Origin of the sequence: Streptomyces sp. NPDC086787 (assembly GCF_044745865.1) — a bacterium.
Lineage (GTDB): Bacteria > Actinomycetota > Actinomycetes > Streptomycetales > Streptomycetaceae > Streptomyces.
On sequence record NZ_JBIVBC010000001.1, the window covers coordinates 63,415 to 88,608 of the forward strand.

The window sequence follows — 25,194 nt, forward strand, 5'->3', positions numbered from 1 at the left end:
CCTCCGCGTTGTCCTAGACTCACCCGCATGTCAGGCCGTGACCTGTTCTGCAAACCCCGCCGCGCAGGCCGCGGGGCGGCTCTGACATTGGTCTTCGCCGGTGTCCTCGTCGCCGGCGCGGCCACCGGCTCCTTCCCGGACTCCGGGCACCCCGGGCGCCGGACCGCCCAGGACACCGCCGGTGCGACCCGGCACGAAGCCGTCGAGAAGGCCGCCGCCGACGCCCTGGCCGACGGCAAGTCCCCCATGGAGGCGGCCCAGCGGGCCGTGAGCCGCAGCGGGGACCGCTGGAGCGCCGTCTACTCCGAGGGCGAGTACCAGGAGTTCGAGGAAGCGCTCGACGGCGAGTACACCGGCGTCGGGCTGTCGGCGCGGCGCGAGCGCGACGGGCGTATCGAGGTGACCGGGGTACGGCCCGGGTCACCCGCGGCCGCCGCCGGGATTCGTGGCGGCGACCGGCTGCGCAGCGTCGACGGCGAGAGCGTGGACGGGCGCCCCGTCACCGAGGTCGTCTCCTTACTGCGCGGGGACGCGCACGACGCCCCCGCGGGCACCACCGTCCGCCTCGGTCTGCGACGCGGCACCCGCGCGTGGACCGAGACCCTGCGCCGGGCCCGGCTGTCCACCGACTCCGTCGCCGTCAGCAGGCTCCCCGGCGGCGACGCCACCGTCATCAGGATCGCCGCCTTCACCAAGGGCTCCGGCGACCTGGTGCGCACCGCCGTACGGCGGGCCCCGGCCGGCGGCGGGATCATCCTGGACCTGCGCGGCAGCTCCGGCGGCCTGGTCACCGAGGCCGTCACCGCCGCCTCCGCCTTCCTGGACGGCGGCCTGGTCGCCACCTACGACGTCGACGGCGAGCAGCGCGCCCTGCACGCCGACTCCGGCGGCGACACCGCCCGGCCCCTGGTCGCCCTGGTCGACGGCGGCACGATGAGCGCCGCCGAGATGCTCACCGGTGCCCTCCAGGACCGTGGCCGCGCGGTCGTCGTGGGCTCCCGCACCTTCGGCAAGGGCTCCGTGCAGATGCCGACCCGCCTCCCGGACGGCTCCGTCGCCGAACTGACCGTCGGCCACTACCGAACGCCCTGCGGGCGCGCCGTGGACGGTCGCGGCATCACCCCGGACCTGGATGCCGGCGCACGGCCGCTGGAGCGGGCGGAGACGGTCCTGGGCGGTCTCGGCGACCGCTCGCGGGCCACTCGGTAATCGGCTTTCCTCCGGCCCCCTCCGTAGTGCGAAAATGGACGGCACTATGGCCAAGGGAATGTACGTACCGAAAGAGTCCCAGCAGAAGCAGCAGGGGACGGCCGCCGCCAAAGCCAGGGATGGCGAGAAGGGCGGCAAGCGCAAGATCGTCGCGCAGAACAAGAAGGCACGCCACGACTACGCGATCATCGACACCTACGAGGCGGGTCTCGTCCTGAGCGGCACCGAGGTCAAGTCGCTGCGGCAGGGCAGGGCCTCGCTGGTCGACGGCTTCGTGCAGATCGACGGCAACGAGGCATGGCTGCACAACGCCCACATCCCGGAGTACAGCCAGGGCACCTGGACCAACCACTCGGTGCGCCGCAAGCGCAAGCTGCTGCTGCACCGGGAGGAGATCGACAAGCTGGAGGTCAAGGCGCAGGAGACGGGTCACACGATCGTGCCGCTCGCGCTGTACTTCAAGGACGGCCGAGCCAAGGCCGAGATCGCCCTCGCCCGCGGCAAGAAGGAGTACGACAAGCGGCAGACCCTGCGCGAGCAGCAGGACCGCCGGGAGTCGGGACGCGCCATCGCGGCGGCGAAACGCCGGCAGCGCGGCGCCTGACGCGCAAGGACGCGGGGAATACGGTGGCATCGGCGTGCGTTGGTCACGTACGATGGCACCAACACCGGACGAAAGCCCGGTGTGCGCATTGAAAAATCAACATGGGGATGATCGGTTTCGACAGCGGATGTCGAGGCAGGGGAAGCGTGTCGAGAAAGCGGCCATGATCTCGTAAACCACAGGCCGAAAAAAATAATCGCCACTGTTAAGAGCGATTCTCCTGAGCGTTTCGCCCTCGCTGCCTGATTAAGTAGCGACTCGCGAAACTCTCTTCAAAGGGAGTGTCAGCCCGGGGGTGTTCCCGACCCGGATCCTGGCATCAGCTAGGGGACTAAACCTTGATCCCGGTCACGGGGTGAAGAGGGAAACCAAACAGTGACTGGGCCCGTCGGAGACTTGTCTGCGTGATCTCCGGGGCCGAGAAAATCGAAGCGGACTGCACACGGAGAAGCCCTGGTTCTGCACCGTTGGACGCGGGTTCGATTCCCGCCATCTCCACTCATCCCATGTGGGCAGAGGCCCCGTCGCTTACGAGCGGCGGGGCCTTTGTCATGCCATCACCTCTTCGAGGGACGGGCTGCCGGGGTCGTGTCACTCGTTCCGCTGGCCTCGGAGGCGGGGCGAAGACGGGTCGGACGGGTCGGATGCGGGCGGGAGCGGGGTTGAGCCGTAAGTCGGCTCCTGCCGAGGTGGACTTTCCGGCCATGCCCGGAACGGTGACGAAAGAGGCTGTTCTATCCCGTGTTCGACATGGTCGCGCAGGCCGGGTGGAGATCATCGCCCACGAAGGGCGAGTTTCCGGCCCTGTGTGCGATTGATTCCAGCCGTTTACGGCACTCCCATGAATACGCACATATGACATATGGCGAACGTCGGCTCCATGGGGTGCGCTACATTCGGGGCCTGAGCACGATGTGGTAAAGGGGGCGCTCAGGGCCAGGTGGGGGCTTGGTTCCGGCGACGTGTGCTCGGAGTCGTCAGCGCACCCGGAAAGATCCCGTGGGGGGATGTGCGCACGTGAAGAAGTGGCGAGAAAACGCCCAACCAGAATGGCCTCAGGTTTCAACGGCCAACCGGACCATACCGGTGGCGGCCAGAGACACGCAGGTGTTCCCGCAAGGCGGAAGGACGGGCCCCGCCGGTCTCGTCTCCGACCCCTGGAGCGAGATCCCCGAGCTCTCGGAGTTCCCCGAGTTCGATGCCGGGGCGGCCAGGGCCGTCACCGGCCCCCTCGCCCAAGTGGCGGTCCAGGGCCACGACCCGCAGGAGGTGACGGTCCAGCTCGACAGCGTCCAGGAACACGAACTGGGCGAGGTACGGCTGAGCCCGGACAAGAGCCCCACGGGCGGCGGCCAGGAGCCTTCCGACGGACCGGTGTTCGTCGACGAGAGCGGCCGCCGCGGCCGCAGGGTCCGGCGGCTCGGCATGGCCGTCGGCATCGCCTGCGCGGTGTACGCCGTCGTCATCGTCGTCACCCTGCTGTCCGGCAGCTCCGACGCACCCTGGCTGCCCGTCCCCGGCCAGCACCACGACAAGCCGTCCGGCAAGGTCGACACGTCCCCGCGGCCCGCCGACTCGGGCCGCCCGTCCGGCGGTCACGGCCGCGGCTCCTCCGGAGGCAGGACACCGAAGGCCGGCGAGCCCGGCACGACCCCGTCGCCCGGCGCCCGCACCACCGCGCCCGGCACCGGCAAGACCTCCGCCGCGCCGGGCACGAGCACCGCCCCGCGCCCGACGGAGAGCGGCACCGCCCCCGGTCCGGGCAGCGGCGCGGCCGCGCCGACCACCGTCCCGGAACCGTCCGTCCCGGCGAGTTCCGACCCGCCCGCCCAGAGCAGCCCGGCCGAAAGCCCCACCGCTCCTGCCCAGTCCCCGGCCCCGGGCGGCGGCGAGCCCGACCCCGGCCCGGGCACCGGTCCGGGTACCGGCGGCGGCGCGGTCGCGGGCGGCCCGGCGAACCCGTCGCCCCTCGCCGCCGAGTCCGGCGCCGGGGCCCAGTCCCCGCCCCAGACCGCCCTGTCCCCGGAGCACACCCTCTGATGGCTTCCCGCACCCGCCGTCACGGTGCCGCGCACGGAGCCCGTGACGGCTCCGCCCGCCGCCGCCTGCGCATGCGCCTGTTACTGCCGCTGCTCGTCCTGGTCGCCCTGTCGGCGATGCTGATGCTGCGCGGCTACGTCCACAGCGAGATCCTCGCCGACCACCGCATCCGGCCCGAGTCCGGCACCGACAAGGTGCCCGAGAAGATCCTCGACGGCGGCCCGGTCATCGACACCCGCGGCGGCCGCGTCACCAGTCTGCGCGTGCCCGCCCACCGGATCGTGCTCACCTTCGACGACGGCCCCGACCCGACCTGGACCCCGAAGGTCCTCGACGTCCTCAAGAAGCACCACGCGCACGCGGTCTTCTTCGTCACCGGCACCATGACCTCCCGCTACCCGGAGCTGGTCAGGCGCATCGTCGCCGAGGGCCACGAGGTCGGCCTGCACACCTTCAACCACCCCGACCTCTCCTACCAGTCCAGGAGCCGCATCGACTGGGAGCTGTCCCAGAACCAGCTCGCGATCACCGGTGCGGCAGGCATCCGCACCTCCCTGTTCCGGCCGCCGTACTCCTCGTTCGCCGACGCCATGGACAACCGGTCCTGGCCGGTGACCCAGTACATCGGCAGCCGCGGCTACATCACCGTCGTCAACAACACCGACAGCGAGGACTGGCGCAAGCCCGGCGCCGACCAGATCATCCGCAACGCCACCCCGCGCGGCGGCAAAGGCGCCGTCGTCCTGATGCACGACTCCGGCGGCGACCGCCACCAGACGGTGCAGGCCCTGGACCGGTTCCTGCCCACGCTCCAGCGGCAGGGCTACACCTTCGACAACCTCACCGAGGCCCTGAACGCGCCCAGCGCGCACACCCCGGTCACCGGGTCCGACCTGTGGAAGGGCAGGGCGTGGATCCTCCTGGTCCGGGCCTCGGACGACATCACGAACGTCACGGCGGCCGGCCTGGCCGTGATCGGCGTCCTCGTCATCTCCCGCTTCGTCCTCATGTTCCTGCTCTCCGGCATCCACGCCCGCCGGGTGCGCCGCAGGGGCTTCCGCTGGGGGCCCCGGGTCACCGAACCGGCGACGGTGCTGGTCCCCGCCTACAACGAGGCCAAGTGCATCGAGAACACGGTGCGTTCCCTCATCGCGAGCGAGCACCCGATCGAGATCCTCGTCATCGACGACGGCTCCTCGGACGGCACCGCCAGGATCGTGGAGGACCTGAACCTGCCGGGCGTCCGCGTCGTACGCCAGGTCAACGCGGGCAAACCCGCCGCGCTCAACCGGGGTATCGCCAACGCCGCCCACGACCTGATCGTGATGATGGACGGCGACACGGTCTTCGAGCCCTCCACCGTGGGTGAGCTGGTGCAGCCCTTCGGCGACCCGAGGGTGGGCGCCGTCGCCGGCAACGCCAAGGTCGGCAACCGCGACTCGCTGATCGGCGCCTGGCAGCACATCGAGTACGTGATGGGCTTCAACCTCGACCGCCGTATGTACGACATCCTGCGCTGCATGCCCACCATCCCCGGAGCGGTGGGCGCCTTCCGCCGCACGGCCCTGGAACGGGTCGGCGGCATGAGCGAGGACACCCTGGCCGAGGACACCGACATCACGATGGCCATGCACCGGGACGGCTGGCGGGTGGTCTACGCCGAGAAGGCCCGCGCCTGGACCGAGGCCCCGGAGTCCGTCCAGCAGCTGTGGTCCCAGCGCTACCGCTGGTCGTACGGCACCATGCAGGCGATCTGGAAGCACCGCGGCGCACTTCTGGACAAGGGCCCCTCCGGCCGCTTCGGCCGCGTGGGCCTGCCGCTGGTCTCCCTGTTCATGGTGGTGGCGCCCCTGCTGGCCCCCCTGATCGACGTGTTCCTCCTCTACGGCGTCGTCTTCGGCCCGACCGAGAAGACCATCGTCGCCTGGCTGGGCGTCCTGGCGATCCAGGCCGTGTGCGCGGCCTACGCCTTCCGCCTCGACCGCGAACGCATGGTTCACCTGATCTCGCTGCCCCTCCAGCAGATGCTGTACCGCCAACTCATGTACGTCGTACTGCTCCAGTCCTGGATCACCGCACTCACCGGCGGCCGGCTGCGGTGGCAGAAGCTGCGCCGCACGGGCGTCGTGGAGGCGCCGGGCGGTCCGGTACCGAGCGGGCGGGCGCGCGGTGACAGCGAGCGGAGGCCGGTGGCATGACGACCTACGGACAGGCCTACGGGGATACGACGGGTACACCCCCGGGACCGGCCACCGAAGCCCCGGCCGAGGCCGCCGAGCCGAACCCGTCCGGCACGTCCGGCACGTCCGGCACGTCCGGCACGTCCGGCACGTCCGGCACGTCCGGCACGTCCGGCGGGGGCGGCCGGTCCGGCCGGGACCGCTATCTGGACCTCCTGCGCTCGCTGGCACTGGTCAGGGTCGTGGTCTACCACCTGTTCGGCTGGGCATGGCTGACGATCCTGTTCCCCTCCATGGGCGTGATGTTCGCCCTGGCCGGCTCCCTGATGGCCCGCTCCCTCGACCGCCCCGCGCCGAGGGTGATCCGGGGCAGGGTGCGACGGCTGCTGCCGCCGTTGTGGGCGTTCAGCGCCATGGTGCTGACGCTGCTGTTCGCGGGCGGCTGGAATCCGGTGAAGGACCCGGACAACGGCGGCACCTGGGGCCTGCTGAAGCTGATCGACTACGTGATCCCGGTCGGCGCCCCGCCCTACCCCGAGAGCATCGGCTCCGCGTCCGGCCTCCTGGATCCCACGTGGGCGGAACAGGCCGCGGGACCGCTCTGGTACCTGCGTGCCTACCTCTGGTTCGTGGTGGCGTCCCCGCTGCTGCTGCGGGCGCTGCGCAAGGCACCCTGGCCGACGCTCCTCGCCCCCCTCGCCCTGACCGCGGTAGTCGGCACCGGCCTGGTGACGCTTCCGGGTGAAACGGGCAACGCGGTCACGGACTTCGCGGTGTTCGGCGGCTGCTGGGTGCTGGGCCTCGCCCACCACGAGGGCCTGCTCGCCCGCGTTCCCCGCTATGTGGCCATCTCCTGCTCGACGTTGGTGATGGCCTTCGGTCTGTGGTGGGCGTCGTCCCATCACGGCCCGGAGGGCTGGGACCTGAACGACATCCCGCTGGCCCAGGCGACCTGGTCCTTCGGTTTCGTGGTGATCCTCCTCCAGTACTCCCCGTCCTGGCAGGAACTTCCGGGCCGGCTGCGCCGCTGGGACAAACTGGTGACGCTGTCCAACAACCGCGCGGTGACGATCTATCTGTGGCACAACATGCTGATCATGGCCACGGTCCCGATCCTCGACCAGGCCTACAGCCTCCCGTTCCTGCAGAGCGACCGGGCCGCCTCGGACCTGGACTCCAGCTACCCCGTCCTGACGTTCCTCCTGGTCTGGCCCCTGATCGGGCTCGCCATCCTCGCGTTCGGCTGGATCGAGGACATCGCGGCGAAGCGGGGCCCGCGGCTCTGGCCCAACGGCGTGAGCACGAGTACCGGGAAGCGGGCACGCAGAAGGGCATAGTGCTGGGCGCGACAATTCACAGAACCTTTGCAAGGGTCAATCGCGGCATGCGAACCGCTGGTTCCCCACCCTCTGCCCCCGTCTGTCCCTTATAGGGGCGCGGGGGCAGAGTAATTTGCTCTGGTGCGCCAACGAGCGTTCCCGATAGCGTGTGTGGCTGTTTCTCAACCTCAACAGCCCCACCAGGAGCCCACAGTGATCCGCCGATCCCGCCCGCTCATGACTGCCGCCGCCGGGGCGACGGTCCTGCTCCTGCTTGCCGGTTGTGGTGGCGGCGGGGGCGGGGGGAAGAAGGGGCACGGCATCGCGGGTGCGGACGAGGGTGGTTCGGATTCGGCCTCGGCTTCGCCGAGCGCGTCGGCGTCCGGGCCGGACGACCGTCCCAAGCTGGTGGCGCCGTCCGACCTCTCCTACACGTTCGACTGGCCGAAGACGGGCGACAAGGACAAGGACGCCGTCTTGACCGACAGCGAACAGTCCATCAGGGCCGTCGACCTCGCGATCGTGCATCAGAACGCGCTCGACAAGGGCTATCTCTACTATTACGAGGGTCAAGGCGCGGCGGGAACACAGAAGTTCATTCAGAACTACGTGGACCACAAGGCGGCCATCACCGGCGCCTACCGCTTCTATTCTCCGGTGGTGGCCGTGTCCAAGGACGGAACGGCCTCTCTCACCTACTGCGAGGACCAGGGCAAGGCATACGTCAAGTACCTCAAGCCCGTGAGGATCGCGAAGACCAAGGTGACCGCGAAGAGTTACGTCATTTACCACACGACGCTCAAGAAGAACAGCAAGGGCGTCTGGGTGATCCAGGAAGTCGTTTCTCAGATGGGGAGTGCCCAGTGCCGGCCCTGACACGCCAACTCAAGATATCCCCGCTGCTCGTCGCCGCGGGAACATGCCTGTCGCTTCTCTCCTATTCGGGCACGGCCCACGCCGGTGACGAGATTCCCGGCGGCGGCTCCCAGAACACGAAGCCCGGACCGAGCGGCAGCAGCACGCCCGAGGGCACGATCGCGGCCGGCGCCTCAGGAGTGGAGATCGACCGGTCCAGGAACGGCACGGGTGCTTCGGTGGGGCCCGTGGCCTCCACCACGTCCTGGACCCCGCCGGCCTGCTGGTACGCCCCCAAGTACACCCCCGACCAGCTCCAGAAGGTGAAGGAGCCGGTCTGGGAGGCCGACTCCACCGGCTACCAGTGGGACGCCCTGGAGCGTGACCGCTACGTCAACGGCAAGCCGTACAAGGACTTCAACAAGGACAAGGCCGACAAGGGCTACTGGTGGGACTCGTTCGTCAACGAGAGTTTCCCGCCCGGCTGGGACAAGTGCACGGAGGAAACCTTCTGGGTGGACAAGGGTGACCCCCCGCCGGCCAACGTAGCGAACGCCGTCACTCCGGAGATTCTCGCCGGGATCGCGTACAACGAGATCCGGGTCCCGACCAGCGACGCGTCCCTCGCCCCCGCGAACACCACAAAGGTCAACCTCGCCACCTGGGCCTGGCTGGACGACTCGACCTTCAAGCCCGTGTCGGTCACCGCCTCCGTACCGCTCCTGGGTATTTCGGCGACGACCACCGCGGAGCCGGTCAGCCTCAGGATCGATCCGGGTACGTCGGACGCGCAGCTGTATCCCGCGTCGGGCGTCTGCGAGATCAGGAACGGCCACATCGGCGAGGAGTTCGCCAAGGGCAAGGCCGACCGGACGCCGCCCTGTGGGGTGAAGTACCTGCGCTCGTCCGGCAACGGCTCGTACCAGTTGAGGGCGACGGTCACCTGGAAGATCCACTGGACGGGCAGCGGCGGTGCGGGCGACGACCTGCCCGACGGCACCTTCGGCGGGCCCCAGGACGTCAAGGTCCAGGAGATCCAGTCCGTCGTCAGGTGACCGACGGAGCAGACCGATCGAGCACGGGGAGCGGACGCGTTGAGCAAGCGGCAGGTGCGGAACATGCTGCGGTTGATGGCCGGTGGTGAGCCCGTCGAGGTCACCAGTCCGATGGCTTCGGTGAAGAAGCTCGCCCGGCTGGCCTTCGTCGCGCAGCAGTTCGGGTACGAGTACGCCGACGTGGGATACACCGGGTCGCGGAACAACGTGCTGAAGATGGTCATCGTGCCGGACCACCGGCCGGAGGCCCGGAGCCGTGCGGCGCAGAACTGGGCGCAGTACCCCAACGCGGCGGACGGGGCGTCGCTGCCGCCCGCCGTGCCCGATGCGGTCGAGCTCCTCAAGGCGCGTATCCAGTTCGACCTCACCGGCCGGCACGCCGAGAAGCGGATGCTGTACGCCGCGGGCGGTATCACCCTCGGGCTGCTGATCCTCGCCGTGCGGAAGGGCGGTGACGCCTTCGCGTTCCTCGTCGCCGGTGCCGTGTGGGTGATCCTCATGGGCGTCCTGGGCATCGGGGTCCTCGTCAACCGGCGTCGCAACGCCAAGTTCGCCGGGCGGCTCCAGGCCGCCGGGTTCATGCCCGTCACCGATGAGAGCGGGCGGCTGCGCCATCTGCCGCCCGGCTCGCAGGTTCCGGGACCACCGCAATGGCAGCAGGCTCAGCCGCAATGGCAGCATCCGCCACAGCCGCAGCCGTACCAGCGGCCCCAGCCCGCTGGGGCTCACCCCGGCGGCCAGTACGGCGGCCACGGCGGCCCTGGCGGCCACGGACAGACCGGCGCTCCGACCGGCGCTCCCGGGCCCTACGCACCCCAGCAGCCTTACTGGCAACAGCCGCCCCAGCCCCCGCGGCACTGACCGCGTCCACGGCCAGGTCCGAGAAACGGCCGTACGGCGCACTTCCGGAGCCGCGCGCGGGCAGGCACTGTGGGACGAGGGAACGGTTCCCCTGCCCTAGGCGGTGACAGTCACATGGCACTGGGTACGGCCACGGCCCCGTACGAACTGCGGTTCGGCGCCGGGCGGATATGTCTTGATCTCCTCTCGACAACCCACCCCGAGGAACTGCTGGACGCGGTCGAACCACTGCGCGCGTGGATCGTCGGTTCCGGGCTCGTCCCGGCGGCCACCCCGCTGGCGCACGCCGATGCCGCCTGGCTGGTCGGCTTCCGTGAACTACGGGGGCAGCTGGGGCTGTTGTTGCGGGCCGGGACGACGGCGCAGGAGCGGCCGTACGACCTCGCGCTCGGCCGCGTCAACGAGCTCGCCCGGCCCGCACCGCCCGCACCGTGTGTCACACGCGCCGACGACGGCACGCTGACCAGGCAGTTGGACGGCCCGCCCGGGTGTGCGGCGCTGCTCGCTGCGGTCGCCCGGGACGCCCTGGAACTGCTCACCGACCCGTCGGCGCGGGCGGCCGTGCGGGAGTGCGAAGGGGACAACTGCCCCCTTTTGTACCTGGATACCTCACGCGGGCGCCGAAGGCGCTGGTGCTCCAGCGAGGTCTGCGGGAACCGGGAGAGGGTGGCCCGGCACCGGCGGCGGGCGGCGCTCGCGCGCGCCTGAAAGGGCGGTCCGGCAGGCGTGGATGTGTGGTTTGTGTGGTGTGTTCGATAGGTTCCTTATCGTCTTCGACGTGATTTCGGCAACATTGATTTTTAGTCAACTTCGGTTCGACAATCCGGCGCGCCGGAGGTGATGTGTCGGATATGTAAAAAACAGCCGGTGGGAATGTGTGGCCATGTCCCTCTCGTCACGGCACTCCCGAGGAAATGTCACGCGGCCTTGAACGCGCCGGATCCCGCTTCCGTACCTGTGCACGAGCGACCGGACGGGGGAACCCCCGGACATCGGAGGTGGGCGTGCGCAAGGATTCCGTCGTGGCCAATGAACGTGGATCGAGGGCCCGACATCGCATGTCCCAGTCCTCGGAGCCTGATGAGGAGCTGATGCGTGCTCTGTATCGAGAGCACGCCGGACCTCTCCTTGCGTATGTCCTGCGGCTGGTCGCCGGTGACCGGCAGCGAGCAGAGGACGTTGTGCAGGAGACGCTTATCCGTGCCTGGAAGAACGCCGGTCAGCTCAATCGGGCGACCGGATCGGTACGCCCCTGGCTGGTGACGGTCGCACGCCGCATCGTCATCGACGGCCACCGCAGCCGGCAGGCCCGGCCGCAAGAGGTCGATCCGTCGCCGCTGGAGGTCATCCCCGCGGAGGACGAGATCGACAAGGCGCTGTGGCTGATGACGCTGTCCGACGCGCTCGACGACCTGACCCCGGCTCACCGGGAGGTACTTGTCGAGACGTACTTCAAGGGGCGTACCGTCAACGAGGCGGCCGAGACCCTGGGTATACCCAGCGGCACCGTCCGTTCCCGGGTGTTCTACGCCCTGCGGTCGATGAAGCTGGCGCTGGAGGAGCGGGGGGTGACGGCGTGATGAGCGGATACGGGGGATTCAGCACGGGCGGTCCGGGTATGTCTGGACCCATGAGCCCGAACCAGGGATCTCAGGAACCCAACGAACACGAGACCGTCGGCGCGTACGCCCTCGGGCTTCTCGACGACGCCGAAGCAACCGCTTTCGAGATGCACCTCGCCGGGTGCGAGTGGTGCGCCCAGCAACTGGACGAGCTGGCCGGGATGGAACCGATGCTGGCCGCCCTCGCGGACCTGCCCGGTGCCGGCAGCACCCCGGTGATCGGCGATTCGCTGTCCGCCAGGCCCAGCCCGCGGCTCGCGGAGAAGCTGGTCGTGGAGGTCTCGGAGCAGCGCACCGTCAAGCGCCGCCGCACCATGTTCATGCTCGCGGCCTCGGTCGCGCTGATCGTCGGCGGCCCGCTGGCGGTACTGGCGGCGACCGGCGGCTCCTCGGACGGCGGCGGCAAGGACAACATGGCGATGGGACCCGCCCAGGCGGCCTTCCAGACCATGGGGGACAAGAAGACGGCCACCGACCCGGCCACCCATGTCACCGCGACCGTCGCGCTCGAGAAGAAGGCCTGGGGCACCCACGCGGTCCTCCAGCTGAGCAATGTCACCGGCCCGCAGAAGTGCTCGCTGATCGCCGTCGGCAAGAACGGCGAACGCGAGACGGTGACCTCCTGGTCCGTCCCGAACTGGGGATACGGCATCCCGAACGCCAAGACCGAAGAGGCCAAGAACCCCCTCTACGTGCACGGTGGCGCCGCCTTCGACCCCAACCAGATCGACCACTTCGAGGTCATGACCTTCGACGGAAAGAAACTCGTAGGCATCGACGCGTAGTCGACGCATAGCTTCCCGGGCCCCCCTTCGCGTACGGTTGACGGCTGCCCAGCACGTCAGAAGGGGGCCCGGTGGCCGCTCAGGCACAACAATCCGCGGTCGGCTCGGTTCACGGTGCGCAAGACTCCGTACGGGACCGAGAAATCAGTGTCGAACAGGCGCACCTCGACCGGGTGTACCGCCGCCTGGAGGAGAAGATCCACGAGGCGGAGTTCCTGATGCACGACGCCGCCCAGCGCGGCCACGTCGGCACGCCCGGCGCGCTGGCCGAGCGGGACGCCCAGGTCTTCCGGGCCGGCGTCCACCTCAACCGGCTCAACAACGAGTTCGAGGACTTCCTCTTCGGACGGATCGACCTGCTGCTCGGCAAGGACGGCAAGAAGGGACCCGACGGCGCCTACACCGCCGTGGAACCCGCCGAAGGCGCCGTACGCCCCGACAGCACCGCCGACATCGCCGAGACCCTGCACATCGGCCGCATCGGCGTCCTGGACCAGGACTACGCCCCGCTGGTCATCGACTGGCGGGCGCCCGCCGCGGCCCCCTTCTACCGCTCCACCCCGGTCGACCCGGGACGGGTGGTACGACGCAGGGTCATCCGCTCCAAGGGCCGCCAGGTGCTCGGCGTCGAGGACGACCTCATGCGCCCCGAGCTGAAGGCACACCTGGACGGTGAGCAGCTGCCCGTCATCGGCGACGGCGCCCTGATGGCCGCCCTCGGCCAGGCCCGCGGCCACACCATGCGGGACATCGTCGCCTCCATCCAGGCCGAGCAGGACCTCGTCATCCGGGCCCCCGCCGCCTCCGTGACCTACGTCGAGGGCGGACCCGGCACCGGCAAGACCGCCGTCGCGCTGCACCGGGCCGCCTACCTGCTCTACCAGGACCGGCGCCGGTACGCGGGCGGCATCCTGATCGTCTCGCCCACCCCGCTGCTCGTGGCGTACACCGAGGGCGTGCTGCCCTCGCTCGGCGAGGAGGGCCAGGTCGCCATCCGGGCGATCGGCTCACTGGTCGACGGCGCCGAGGCCACCCTGTACGACTCCCCGTCCGTGGCCCGGGCCAAGGGGTCGTACCGCATGGTCAAGGTGCTGCGGAGGGTGGCCCGGGGCGCGCTGGAACTGGGACCGGCGGGCGCGCCCGCCGACCCGCCCGGCCGGCTGCGGGTCGTCGCCTTCGGGCGGCGGCTGGAGCTGGAGGGCGCCGAGCTGGAACGCGTCCGCCACGCCGCCCTGGGCGGCACCGCCCCGGTCAACCTGCTCCGCCCGCGCGCCCGCAAGCTGCTCCTGGACGCCCTGTGGGCCAAGTCCGGCGCCGCCGGCCGGCACACCGACCCGGAGCTGGCCGCCGAGCTGCGGTCGTCCTTCGACGAGGACGTGATCGAGGAGGACAGCTTCATCGCCTTCCTCGACGCGTGGTGGCCCGAGCTGACCCCAGGGGCCGTCCTCGCGGCCATGGCCGACGAGCGCCGGCTCGGCCGCTGGGCCCGCCGGATCCTCAACCCCGGCGAGGTGCGCAGGGTCGCCCGCTCGCTCAGACGCGACGGCCACTCCGTGCACGACATCGCCATGCTGGACGAGCTCCAGTCGATCCTCGGCGCCCCGGCCCGCCCCAGGAAGCGGCGCGAACTGGACCCGCTGGACCAGCTCACCGGACTGGAGGAGCTGATGCCCGTACGCGAGGAGACACAGCGGGAGCGCGCCGAGCGGCTCGCGCAGGAACGCACCGAGTACGCCCACGTCATCGTGGACGAGGCCCAGGACCTCACGCCGATGCAGTGGCGGATGGTCGGCAGGCGCGGCCGGCACGCCACCTGGACGGTCGTCGGCGACCCCGCCCAGTCCTCCTGGTCCGACCCCGACGAGGCGGCCGAGGCCCGCGACGAGGCCCTCGGCACCCGGCCCCGCCGCCGCTTCCAGCTCACCGTGAACTACCGCAACCCGGCCGAGATCGCCGAGCTGGCGGCCAAGGTGCTGGCCCTCGCCATGCCCGGCTCCGTGTCCCCGTCGGCGGTGCGCTCCACCGGCGTACGTCCGCGCTTCGCCGTGGCCGGCCCGTCGCTGGAGCAGACCGTGCGTGCGGAGGCCGAACGGCTGCTCGACCAGGTCGACGGAACGGTCGGCGTGGTCGTCGCCATGAACCGCCGCGCGGAGGCCGCGCGCTGGCTCGACGGACTCGGCGAACGGGTGGTGGCGCTCGGCAGTCTGGAGGCCAAGGGACTGGAGTACGACGCCACGGTGGTCGTCTCGCCCGCGGAGATCGCCGACGAGTCCCCGGCCGGCCTCAGAGTGCTCTACGTGGCGCTGACCAGGGCCACCCAGCAGCTCAGCATCGTCTCGGGCGAACGGGACGAGCCGGATGCGGACGGGGTGCCGGACCTGCTCCGGGACTGACCCGTCCACGGAATCCTCAAAGCGGGCTCTGAACTCTGCGCACGGGAATGGTTCCGGGCGATCCGTTTGTTAGCCTGGCAAGTGACACCGGCTCGATCCAAGCCCCCGGGCCCAACCTTCGTCGCTACGAGCGACCACTTGCCGCGAGGCGAGCATGGCGGGTCGGTGTCATGAACGAGAAGGAGACCCACGTCATCCGTGACGTGGGTCTCTTTTCGCGCCTACGGCCGTGAACACTACGTCCGCAATCAAGGACCGGCTAACGCCTACTCGGCGGTAGGTGCGACGATCGGACAGCACGTACGCGACACGGTGAAAGCAGAGGAAGTCGGCCATGGCAACGGCGCCCAGCGTCTCCTACTCGATGACCATCCGGCTGGAGGTGCCCGCGAGCGGAACGGCCGTCTCGCAGCTCACCACCGCCGTGGAGGCTTCCGGAGGCTCGGTCACCGGCCTCGACGTCACCGCGTCCGGCCACGAGAAGCTCCGCATCGACGTCACCATCGCGGCCAGCTCCACCGCGCACGCCGACCAGATCGTGCAGCAGCTGCGCGGCATCGAGGGCGTCACCCTCGGCAAGGTCTCCGACCGTACGTTCCTGATGCACCTCGGCGGCAAGATCGAGATGGCGTCCAAGCACCCCATTCGCAACCGCGACGACCTCTCCATGATCTACACGCCGGGCGTGGCCCGCGTCTGCATGGCGATCGCCGAGAACCCCGAGGACGCCCGCCGCCTCACCATCAAGCGCAACTCCGTTGCGGTTGTGACGGACGGCTCCGCCGTGCTGGGCCTCGGCAACATCGGCCCCAAGGCCGCGCTGCCCGTCATGGAGGGCAAGGCGGCCCTCTTCAAGCGCTTCGCCGGCATCGACGCCTGGCCGATCTGCCTGGACACCCAGGACACCGATGCGATCGTCGAGATCGTCAAGGCGATCGCCCCGGGATTCGCCGGCATCAACCTCGAGGACATCTCCGCGCCCCGCTGCTTCGAGATCGAGGCCCGGCTGCGCGAGGCGCTCGACATCCCCGTCTTCCACGACGACCAGCACGGAACGGCGATCGTGGTCCTCGCCGCCCTCACCAACGCACTCCGCGTCACCGGCAAGTCGATCGAGAACATCCGCGTCGTCATGTCGGGCGCCGGAGCGGCCGGTACGGCCATCCTCAAACTGCTGCTCGCGGCGGGCGTGAAGAGTGCCGTCGTCGCCGACATCCACGGCGTCGTGCACTCCGCCCGCGCGGACCTGGTGGCCGCCGCGCCGGACTCGCCGCTGCGCTGGATCGCCGACAACACCAACCACGAGGGCCTGACCGGCACACTGAAGGAGGCGGCGCGCGGCGCCGACGTCTTCATCGGTGTCTCCGCCCCCAACGTCCTCGACGGCGACGACGTGGCCGCCATGGCCGACGACGCGATCGTGTTCGCGCTCGCGAACCCCGACCCCGAGGTCGACCCGGCAATCGCTCGCCAGACGGCCGCAGTTGTGGCCACCGGCCGCTCCGACTTCCCGAACCAGATCAACAACGTGCTGGTCTTCCCGGGTGTCTTCCGCGGTCTGCTGGACGCGCAGTCCCGCACGGTCAACACCGACATGATGCTCGCTGCCGCGAAGGCCCTCGCGGACGTGGTGAGCGAGGACGAGCTGAACCCGAACTACATCATCCCGAGCGTCTTCAACGACAAGGTCGCGGGCGCGGTGGCGGGCGCGGTGCGGGAGGCCGCGAGGGCGGCAGGCGCGGGCGCGTAGCCACCGCGCACGGAGATGCGCGAGGGCGCGCGTGCGAGGGCGCGCGGGCGCGGTGGGGATCTGTGACGATCCGCACGGTCGTGCCCGAACCGGCGCGTCGTGGAACCGGCGGACCTCGGCGTCCCTCTAGGGTGACGCCGAGCAGGCGCTTTTCGTGTGACTCCTCAGGGTGTTCTCACGACTCCTGCGGGTGCCGGATTGGCTTTCCCGCCGCAGGTAGGGGCAGGATGCGTCCCTGGGCGCGAGCGCATCGGCTTCGCTGTGCCATGTGCGGCACCGCCGCGTGGCACACCCCAACGGCAAGAAGAACACGGGAGTAACAACTATGAACCGCAGTGAGCTGGTGGCCGCGCTGGCCGACCGCGCCGAGGTGACCCGCAAGGACGCCGACGCCGTGCTGGCCGCGTTCGCCGAGGTCGTCGGCGACATCGTCTCCAAGGGCGACGAGAAGGTCACCATCCCCGGCTTCCTGACCTTCGAGCGCACCCACCGTGCCGCTCGCACCGCGCGCAACCCGCAGACCGGTGAGCCCATCAACATCCCGGCCGGCTACAGCGTGAAGGTCTCCGCGGGCTCGAAGCTCAAGGAAGCGGCCAAGGGCAAGTGACCTTGTCCGCGCGCCGCGGGACGGCGCGCGGCTCGTAACACGCCGATGGGGCGGCCCCGGACTCCGGGTGCCGCCCCATCGCGTTGCCGCCGTGGATCAGCCGAGCGCCTTGCCGGGCAGCTCCACCTTCGCGCCCAGCTCCATGAGCTTCTCCATGAAGTTCTCGTAGCCGCGGTTGATCAGGTCGATGCCGTGCACCCGGGACGTGCCCTGGGCGGCCAGCGCGGCGATCAGGTACGAGAAGCCACCGCGCAGGTCGGGGATGACCAGATCGGCGCCCTGGAGCCTGGTGGGGCCCGAGACGACCGCCGAGTGCAGGAAGTTGCGCTGGCCGAAACGGCAGACGGAACCGCCCAGGCACTCGCGGTACAGCTGGATGTGGGCACCCATCTGGTTCAGCGCGGAGGTGAAGCCCAGCCGGGACTCGTACACCGTCTCGTGCACGATCGACAGACCCGTCGCCTGGGTCAGCGCCACCACCAGGGGCTGCTGCCAGTCGGTCTGGAAGCCGGGGTGCACGTCCGTCTCCAGCGCGATGGACTTCAGCTGGCCACCCGGGTGCCAGAAGCGGATGCCCTCGTCGTCGATCTCGAAGGCACCCCCCACCTTCCGGTAGGTGTTCAGGAACGTCATCATCGAGCGCTGCTGCGCCCCGCGCACATAGATGTTGCCCTCGGTCGCCAGCGCCGCCGACGCCCAGGACGCGGCCTCCAGACGGTCCGACAGGGCGTGGTGGTTGTAACCGCCGAGTTTGTCCACACCGGTGATGCGGATCGTGCGGTCGGTGTCCATCGCGATGATCGCGCCCATCTTCTGCAGCACGCAGATGAGGTCCTCGATCTCCGGCTCGACGGCCGCGTTGGACAACTCGGTGACGCCCTCGGCCAGTACGGCCGTCAGCAGCACCTGCTCGGTCGCGCCGACGGACGGGTACGGCAGCCGGATCTTCGTGCCGCGCAGCCGCTGCGGCGCCTCCAGGTACTGGCCGTCGGCACGCTTCTCGATGGTGGCGCCGAACTGCCGCAGCACGTCGAAGTGGAAGTCGATCGGCCGGCCGCCGATGTCGCAGCCGCCCAGCCCCGGGATGAAGGCGTGGCCGAGCCGGTGCAGCAGCGGGCCGCAGAAGAGGATCGGGATGCGCGAGGAACCCGCGTGGGCGTCGATGTCGGCGACGTTCGCGCTCTCCACGTACGTCGGGTCCAGCACCAGCTCGCCGGGCTCGTCGCCCGGCCGGACCGTCACCCCGTGCAGTTGCAACAGGCCGCGCACGACACGCACGTCACGAATGTCCGGAACGTTGCGCAGCCTGCTCGGCGCACTGCCCAGCAGGGCGGCGACCATCGCCTTCGGCACGAGGTTCTTCGCACCGCGGACACGGATCTCGCCCTCCAGCGGGGTTCCGCCGTGGACAAGGAGGACATCGTCGTTGACGGTCATGAATCTCGCGTTCCGTGGAGTGGGGCAGGGGCCGGAGAGACAGGGTAATCGCCCACCGCCCCCCTCCCGTAAGCCCGAGGGCCGCCCGGGAACGCCACAGGTGTGTCACAACACGAACCGTTCGCGATCGGGTACGAGGGGTCACCGTCGCGGGCGTGCGCTCAGGGCGCATCGATGCGCCCTGAGCTGCGTTCACCCGCGTACCCGCGTTGGCTCCCCGAGCGAAGGGAAGATGCGGGATCATGTCTGGCATGACGGAGGTGTCCTCGCTCACAGGGCGGCTGCTCGTGGCAACGCCCGCCCTGGCGGACCCGAACTTCGACCGTGCGGTGGTGCTGCTTCTCGACCACGACGAGGAGGGCTCCCTCGGCGTCGTCCTCAACCGTCCGACCCCGGTGGGCGTGGGCGACATCCTGGAGGGCTGGGCGGAGCTCGCCGGTGAGCCCGGTGTCGTATTCCAGGGCGGTCCCGTCTCCCTGGACTCCGCGCTCGGCGTCGCGGTCATCCCCGGCGGCGCGGGCGACGGGGCCCCGCTCGGCTGGCGCCGGGTGCACGGTGCGATCGGCCTGGTGGACCTGGAGACCCCGCCCGAACTGCTCGCCTCCGCCCTCGGATCCCTCAGGATCTTCGCCGGCTACGCGGGCTGGGGGCCCGGTCAGCTGGAGGACGAGCTGGTGGAGGGTGCCTGGTACGTCGTCGAGTCGGAACCGGGCGACGTGTCCTCCCCGGCGCCCGAGAGACTGTGGCGCGAAGTGCTGCGCCGGCAGCGCAGTGAGCTGGCGATGGTGGCCACGTATCCGGACGACCCGTCGCTCAACTGATACGGGCGGCCTTCAGTACCCTTGGCGATATGAGCACTCTTGAGCCCGAGCGCGGGACTGGTACCGGGACCCTCGTAGAGCCGACGCCGCAGGTGTCCCACGGCGACGGCGACCACGAGCGCTACGCCCACTACGTCCAGAAGGACAAGATCATGGCGAGCGCGCTCGACGGCACGCCCGTCGTGGCGCTGTGCGGCAAGGTGTGGGTGCCGGGGCGTGACCCGAAGAAGTACCCGGTGTGCCCCATGTGCAAGGAGATCTTCGACTCCATGGGCAGCGGCGGCGACGAGGGCAAGGGCGGCGACAAGTAGCAGCCGGCGCCCCCGCCGGTGCCGGGGGTGCTGAAGCCGTGTCAACCCGACCCGGGGCGGGGCCGGTTTGCAGGCCCCGAAGGGGATGTGTTTCGCCGCCTCAGAGTCCCGCCGTGGCGCGGGACTTCCGCGGGCCGGGGCCGGACGGGCCTCCGCCGCCGGTGACTTGGCGGCCGGTGCCCCGCGCGCGGGAAGCAGGCGGGAAGTCCGGGTTCGAACAGACGGCGGAAAAAGAGCCCAGGGGTCACCGAAGAGTGTCATTCCCGCCTCGTCGGCCCTCATCGGCGATGAGGTGGGAAAACGGACCATCTCCGCAGCAAGGTGCGTGAATGCCTTGTAGCGGACCCTCGCGTTCGAGTGTTGCGATGATGTGCCAGAGTTGCCACGTCCGCCCTGTGAGCACGTACCGTACGGCAACACAGGTGGGACCAGGTGGGGCAGTGGAAGGGGCAGCCGGTTTGACCACGCACGCACCGCAGGCGGCGCAGACCGTCACGCTGCCCACGAGCCTGGACGAGGCCGTGGCGGCGCTCGCAGCCATGCCCACCGCCGTTCCCGTCGCGGGCGGCACCGACCTTATGGCCGCCGTCAACTCCGGACAGCTCAGGCCCGCCGCCCTGGTCGGCCTCGGCCGGATCAGCGAGATCCGCGGCTGGCAGTACCAGGACGGCCACGCGCTGCTCGGCGCCGGACTCACCCACGCGCGGATGGGCCGCCCCGACTTCGCCGCCCTGATCCCGGCCCTGGCCGCGGCCGCGCGCGCCGCGGGACCGCCGCACATCCGCAACGCGGGCACCCTGGGCGGCAACATCGCCTCGGCCGCGCCCACCGGGGACGCGCTTCCGGTCCTCGCCGCCCTGGAGGCCGCGGTGATCGTCGCGGGCCCCGGCGGCTCCCGGCGGGAGATCCCGGTCTCGCACCTGCTGGCGGGCATGGAGATGCTCCGCGGCGGCGAGCTGATCGGCTTTGTGCGCGTGCCCCTGCTGCATGCCCCGCAGGTGTTCCTGAAGGCGACCGGACGGACCGGCCCGGGACGTGCGGCCGCCTCCGTGGCCCTCGTCCTCGACCCCGCGCGGCGCGCGGTGCGGTGCGCCGTCGGCGCCATCGCGCCGATGCCGCTCAGGCCCCTGGAGGCCGAGCAGTGGGTCGCGCGGCTCATCGACTGGGACAACGACCGCGCGATCGTCCCCGAGGCGCTCAACGCCTTCGGCGAGTACGTGGCCGCGGCCTGCATCCCGGACCCGGTCCCGGAGAGCGACGGCTCCCTGCCGCCGCTCCCGCCCGCCGTACTGCACCTGCGGCGCACCGTCGCCGCGCTGGCCCGACGAGCACTGGGGAGGGCGCTGTCGTGACCGACGACCAGCACGCGGAAGGCAGCTCCCAGGGCGGCGGCCGCTGGGACCCGCTGCCCCAGGGCGACTACGACGACGGGGCCACCGCGTTCGTCAAGCTCCCCGAAGGGGGCATCGACGCGCTCCTCGCCGCCGACAGTCCGCTCGCCGCGCCCGGTCACGGCTATGTGCCGCCGCAGATAGCGGTGGTGCCCGGCGCGAACGGCGTGACCGACCCCGCCGCCACCGGCAGCTGGGCGATCCCGGCCGACGACGGCACGCGCTGGCCCGACCCCAACGCCGTACGCCACGAGCCCGGCCACGACGACCGGTTCGCGTACCACCCCGGGGCCACCCAGCAGTGGACCTTCGAAGAGCCCGCCGAGGCCGCCGCACCCGGCCATGACGTGACCGGCGAGTGGTCCATCCCCGTCGCGGGCGGCGACCTGCCGGACGAATCGGGCGAGTTCACCACGTCCGCCCTGATCGAGCACTGGGGCGGCACCCCGCCCGCCACCCTCCCCGGCGGCGCGCCCGCGCCCTGGGCGACGGAGGGCGCCGGGGCCACGTGGGGGCAGCAGGCCACCGATCCGCGTGCCGACGGCCCCCGGGCCGACGCCGGGCACCCGGAGGAGGGCGCGCCCGCCCACCCGGACGCCGCCCCGCCGTACCGGCCCGCCGAGGAGCACGCCCCGGCGGCGCCCGAGCCGGCCGATGCGGCCTTCGAGGGTCCCGCCGAGCACCTCGCGCGGCCCGACGCCGACGACACGGACGGCACCGGCGACACGGACCACACCGGCGGCACCGACGCCGAAGACACCCGCCCGGAGACGGCCGCCGGAACAGCCGTGGACGACGAGTCCGACGGCCCGGCTGCCCCGGAAGAGATGGCGGACGAGGCGCCGGACGAGGCGGCCCCGGGCCCGGACGACCAGGGCGAGGCGGACGACACCCCGGACACTCCGGAGGAGCAGGCACCGCTCCCGCCGCACGAGGAACACCCCCTCGCCTCCTACGTCCTGCGCGTCAACGGCGCCGACCGCCCGGTCACCGACGCCTGGATCGGCGAGTCCCTGCTGTACGTCCTGCGTGAGCGCCTCGGTCTGGCCGGTGCCAAGGACGGCTGCTCCCAGGGCGAGTGCGGGGCCTGCAACGTCCAGGTGGACGGCCGGCTCGTCGCCTCCTGCCTGGTGCCCGCGGTCACTTCGGCCGGCAGCGAGGTCCGCACGGTCGAGGGACTCGCCGCCGACGGACAGCCCTCCGACGTGCAGCGGGCGCTCGCCCGGTGCGGTGCCGTGCAGTGCGGCTTCTGCGTGCCCGGCATGGCGATGACCGTGCACGACCTGCTGGAGGGCAATCCGGCGCCGACCGAGATCGAGACGCGCCAGGCGCTGTGCGGCAACCTGTGCCGCTGCACCGGCTACCGGGGTGTCCTGGAGGCCGTCAAGGACGTCGTGGCCGAACGCGAGGCGCACGCCGAGGCCGAGGCCGAGGGCGGGACGGACACGGGCGAGGTGCGCATCCCGCACCAGGCGGGCCCGGGAGCGGGCGGGGTCAGCCCGTCGCTGTTCGAGGCCTCCGGCTTCGAGGCGCCCGGCCCACAGATCCCGCGCGACCCCCAGCCGCCGTACGAGCAGCCGTACGAGCAGCCGTACGGGCAGGACGGAGGCCAGGCGTGAGCATCGAAGCAGCCGCACCCGCGGAGCCCGCTCCCGATCAGCCGCCGCGCGGCCTCGGCGTCTCCCTGCTGCCGTCCGACGCCCACGCCAAGACCGAGGGCACCTTCCCGTACGCGGCCGACCTGTGGGCCGAGGGCCTGCTCTGGGCGGCCGTGCTGCGCTCCCCGCACCCGCACGCGCGCATCGTCTCGATCGACACCTCCCACGCGCGCGACATGCCCGGCGTACGGGCCGTCATCACCCACGAGGACGTGCCCGGCACCCCCCGCTACGGCCGCGGCACGCCCGACCGCCCGGTCTTCGCCTCCGAGGTGGTACGGCACCACGGAGAGCCCATCGCGGCCGTCGCCGCCGACCACCCGGACACCGCGCGGCTGGCCGCGGCCGCCGTGATCGTCGAGTACGAGACGCTCGACCCGGTGACCGACCCGGAGCACGCCTTCGAGGCCGAACCGCTGCACCCCGACGGCAACCTGATCCGGCACATCCCGCTGCGCCACGGCGACCCCGACGCGGCCGGCGAGATCGTCGTGGAGGGCCTCTACCGCATCGGCCGCCAGGACCCCGCGCCCATCGGCGCCGAGGCCGGGCTCGCCGTGCCGCGCCCCGACGGCGGCGTGGAGCTGTACCTCGCGTCCACCGACCCGCACACCGACCGCAACACCGCGGCGGCCGTCTACGGGCTGGACACCGACCGGGTGAAGATCGTCGTCACCGGCGTCCCGGGCGCCACCGCCGACCGCGAGGACCAGGGCTTCCAGCTCCCGCTCGGCCTGCTCGCGCTCAAGACCGGCTGCCCGGTGAAGCTGACCGCGACCCGCGAGGAGTCCTTCCTCGGCCACACCCACCGCCACCCCACCCTGCTGCGCTACCGCCACCACGCGGACGCCGAGGGCAACCTGGTCAAGGTCGAGGCGCAGATCCTGCTCGACGCGGGCCCCTACGCCGACTCCTCCGCCGAGGCGCTGGCCGCCGCGGTCTCCTTCGCCTGCGGCCCGTACGTCGTCCCGAACGCCTTCATCGAGGGCTGGGCGGTACGCACCAACAACCCGCCCTCCGGCCATGTGCGCGGCGAGGGCGCCATGCAGGTGTGCGCCGCCTACGAGGCGCAGATGGACAAGCTCGCCAAGAAGCTCGGCCAGGACCCGGCCGAACTGCGGCTGCGCAATGCGCTGGCCACCGGGGACGTCCTGCCCATCGGCCAGACCGTGACCTGCCCGGCGCCGGTCGCCGAACTCCTCCAGGCGGTGCGGGACTTCCCGCTGCCGGAGCTGCCCAAGGACACCCCCGAGGACGAGTGGCTGCTGCCCGGCGGCCCCGAGGGCGCGGGTGAGCCGGGCGCCGTGCGAAGAGGCGTCGGCTACGGCCTCGGCATGGTGCACATGCTCGGCGCGGAGGGCACCGACGAGGTCTCCACCGCGACCGTCAAGGTCCACGACGGCATCGCCACCGTGCTGTGCGCGGCCGTGGAGACCGGCCAGGGCTTCACCACGCTCGCCCGCCAGATCGTCCAGGAGACCCTCGGGATCGACGAGGTGCACGTCGCGCCCGTCGACACCGACCAGCCCTCGGCCGGGGCGAGCTGCCACGGCCGCCACACCTGGGTCTCCGGTGGCGCGGTGGAGCGGGCGGCCAAGATGGTCCGCACCCAGCTGCTCCAGCCCCTCGCGCACAAGTTCGGTATGTCCACCGAGCTGCTGCAGATCAACGACGGCAGGATCACGTCGTACGACGGCGTCCTGTCGACCACCGTCACCGAGGCGATGGACGGCAAGGAGCTGTGGGCCACCGCCCAGTGCCGCCCGCACCCCACCGAGCCGCTGGACGCCGAGGGACAGGGCGACGCCTTTGTCGGCCTCGCCTTCTGTGCGGTCCGCGCGGTGGTGGACGTCGACATCGAACTCGGCTCGGTACGGGTCGTGGAGCTCGCCGTCGCCCAGGACGTCGGCCGGATCCTCAACCCGGCGCAGCTCGCCGCGCGCATCGAGGCGGGCGTCACCCAGGGCGTCGGTATCGCCCTCACCGAGAACCTGCGCGCCCCGCGCGGTCTCGTCCGCCACCCCGACCTCACCGGGTACGCCCTGCCCACCGCCCTGGACGCGCCGGACATCCGGATCGTCAAGCTCGTGGAGGAGCGGGACGTGGTCGCCCCGTTCGGCGCCAAGGCGGCCAGCGCGGTACCGGTCGTGACGTCCCCGGCGGCGGTCGCCTCCGCGGTGCGCGCGGCGACCGGCCGCCCGGTCAACCGGCTGCCGATCCGCCCGCAGGCGGCGGTCGTGACCGGCCAGTAGTCCCCAAGCACCCCCGGGGCCTTCGCCGCTCACGGGGCGTTGTC

Annotated in this window: 20 protein-coding genes and 1 other RNA gene; 20 read left to right on the top strand and 1 reads right to left on the bottom strand. The window is 71.2% G+C overall.

What is annotated here, in order from left to right; all coding sequences use genetic code 11:
* Window positions 1–27: 27 nt before the first annotated feature.
* The 15 genes from ACIPK3_RS00230 to ACIPK3_RS00300 all read left to right on the top strand — a co-directional run bounded on the left by ACIPK3_RS00230 (window position 28) and on the right by ACIPK3_RS00300 (window position 17,280).
* Window positions 28–1,209, top strand: coding sequence for a S41 family peptidase (locus ACIPK3_RS00230; protein ID WP_402565174.1), 1,182 nt, complete (start codon window positions 28–30; stop codon window positions 1,207–1,209).
* A 58-nt stretch (window positions 1,210–1,267) separates the two neighbouring features.
* Window positions 1,268–1,813, top strand: a complete 546-nt coding sequence (smpB, locus tag ACIPK3_RS00235) for an SsrA-binding protein SmpB (RefSeq protein ID WP_402565175.1) — start codon at window positions 1,268–1,270, stop codon at window positions 1,811–1,813.
* A 103-nt stretch (window positions 1,814–1,916) separates the two neighbouring features.
* Window positions 1,917–2,314, top strand: a transfer-messenger RNA (tmRNA) gene (gene ssrA, locus ACIPK3_RS00240).
* Between the two features lie 585 nt (window positions 2,315–2,899).
* Entirely contained in the window at window positions 2,900–3,853 is a 954-nt protein-coding gene (locus ACIPK3_RS00245; RefSeq protein ID WP_402565177.1) for a hypothetical protein, read from the top strand.
* On the top strand, window positions 3,853–6,051 hold the full coding sequence (locus ACIPK3_RS00250; RefSeq protein WP_402565179.1) for a glycosyltransferase: 2,199 nt from the start codon (window positions 3,853–3,855) through the stop codon (window positions 6,049–6,051). The genes ACIPK3_RS00245 and ACIPK3_RS00250 overlap by 1 nt, the downstream gene beginning before the upstream one ends.
* The gene (locus ACIPK3_RS00255; protein WP_402565181.1) at window positions 6,048–7,370 is read left to right on the top strand and encodes an acyltransferase; all 1,323 of its coding nucleotides are present in this window, start codon (window positions 6,048–6,050) and stop codon (window positions 7,368–7,370) included. Before ACIPK3_RS00250 ends, ACIPK3_RS00255 begins: the two co-directional genes overlap by 4 nt.
* Before the next feature lie 195 nt (window positions 7,371–7,565).
* Complete coding sequence (locus tag ACIPK3_RS00260) at window positions 7,566–8,228, top strand: hypothetical protein (RefSeq protein WP_402565182.1); 663 nt, start codon at window positions 7,566–7,568, stop codon at window positions 8,226–8,228.
* Window positions 8,216–9,262, top strand: a complete 1,047-nt coding sequence (locus ACIPK3_RS00265; RefSeq protein ID WP_402565184.1) for a hypothetical protein — start codon at window positions 8,216–8,218, stop codon at window positions 9,260–9,262. Before ACIPK3_RS00260 ends, ACIPK3_RS00265 begins: the two co-directional genes overlap by 13 nt.
* A 39-nt stretch (window positions 9,263–9,301) precedes the next feature.
* Window positions 9,302–10,123, top strand: a complete 822-nt coding sequence (locus tag ACIPK3_RS00270; protein ID WP_402565185.1) for a hypothetical protein — start codon at window positions 9,302–9,304, stop codon at window positions 10,121–10,123.
* A gap of 114 nt (window positions 10,124–10,237) precedes the next feature.
* The gene (locus tag ACIPK3_RS00275) at window positions 10,238–10,831 is read left to right on the top strand and encodes a CGNR zinc finger domain-containing protein (RefSeq protein WP_402565186.1); all 594 of its coding nucleotides are present in this window, start codon (window positions 10,238–10,240) and stop codon (window positions 10,829–10,831) included.
* Window positions 10,832–11,181: 350 nt separating this feature from the next.
* Window positions 11,182–11,703 (top strand): sigma-70 family RNA polymerase sigma factor, encoded by a 522-nt coding sequence (locus ACIPK3_RS00280; protein WP_019056398.1) that lies wholly within the window; start codon window positions 11,182–11,184, stop codon window positions 11,701–11,703.
* Window positions 11,704–11,753: 50 nt separating this feature from the next.
* Complete coding sequence (locus ACIPK3_RS00285) at window positions 11,754–12,530, top strand: zf-HC2 domain-containing protein (protein WP_402565188.1); 777 nt, start codon at window positions 11,754–11,756, stop codon at window positions 12,528–12,530.
* Window positions 12,531–12,601: 71 nt separating this feature from the next.
* On the top strand, window positions 12,602–14,923 hold the full coding sequence (locus ACIPK3_RS00290) for a HelD family protein (protein WP_402565190.1): 2,322 nt from the start codon (window positions 12,602–12,604) through the stop codon (window positions 14,921–14,923).
* Window positions 14,924–15,257: 334 nt separating this feature from the next.
* A complete protein-coding gene (locus tag ACIPK3_RS00295; protein ID WP_402565192.1) occupies window positions 15,258–16,673 on the top strand; it encodes an NAD-dependent malic enzyme in 1,416 nt (471 codons plus the stop codon).
* A gap of 325 nt (window positions 16,674–16,998) precedes the next feature.
* Window positions 16,999–17,280 carry an HU family DNA-binding protein gene (locus ACIPK3_RS00300; RefSeq protein WP_067001509.1) on the top strand — a complete coding sequence of 94 codons (282 nt, stop codon included), beginning with the start codon at window positions 16,999–17,001 and terminating at the stop codon, window positions 17,278–17,280.
* A 96-nt stretch (window positions 17,281–17,376) separates the two neighbouring features.
* Here ACIPK3_RS00300 and murA read toward each other — a convergent pair whose 3' ends face one another.
* Window positions 17,377–18,717: a UDP-N-acetylglucosamine 1-carboxyvinyltransferase gene (murA, locus tag ACIPK3_RS00305; protein ID WP_402565194.1), complete on the bottom strand. Its 1,341-nt coding sequence runs from the start codon at window positions 18,715–18,717 to the stop codon at window positions 17,377–17,379.
* A 251-nt stretch (window positions 18,718–18,968) separates the two neighbouring features.
* Here murA and ACIPK3_RS00310 point away from each other — a divergent pair, with 251 nt between their 5' ends.
* The 5 genes from ACIPK3_RS00310 (at window position 18,969) to ACIPK3_RS00330 (ending at window position 25,150) form a co-directional block, all read left to right on the top strand.
* Window positions 18,969–19,538, top strand: coding sequence for a YqgE/AlgH family protein (locus tag ACIPK3_RS00310; protein ID WP_402565196.1), 570 nt, complete (start codon window positions 18,969–18,971; stop codon window positions 19,536–19,538).
* A gap of 29 nt (window positions 19,539–19,567) precedes the next feature.
* The gene (locus ACIPK3_RS00315) at window positions 19,568–19,849 is read left to right on the top strand and encodes a DUF3039 domain-containing protein (protein WP_402565198.1); all 282 of its coding nucleotides are present in this window, start codon (window positions 19,568–19,570) and stop codon (window positions 19,847–19,849) included.
* A gap of 458 nt (window positions 19,850–20,307) precedes the next feature.
* Window positions 20,308–21,201: an FAD binding domain-containing protein gene (locus tag ACIPK3_RS00320; protein WP_402565200.1), complete on the top strand. Its 894-nt coding sequence runs from the start codon at window positions 20,308–20,310 to the stop codon at window positions 21,199–21,201.
* Window positions 21,198–22,859, top strand: a complete 1,662-nt coding sequence (locus ACIPK3_RS00325; protein WP_402565202.1) for a 2Fe-2S iron-sulfur cluster-binding protein — start codon at window positions 21,198–21,200, stop codon at window positions 22,857–22,859. The genes ACIPK3_RS00320 and ACIPK3_RS00325 overlap by 4 nt, the downstream gene beginning before the upstream one ends.
* A complete protein-coding gene (locus tag ACIPK3_RS00330) occupies window positions 22,856–25,150 on the top strand; it encodes a xanthine dehydrogenase family protein molybdopterin-binding subunit (protein ID WP_402565204.1) in 2,295 nt (764 codons plus the stop codon). The genes ACIPK3_RS00325 and ACIPK3_RS00330 overlap by 4 nt, the downstream gene beginning before the upstream one ends.
* The last annotated feature ends 44 nt before the right edge of the window (window positions 25,151–25,194 follow it).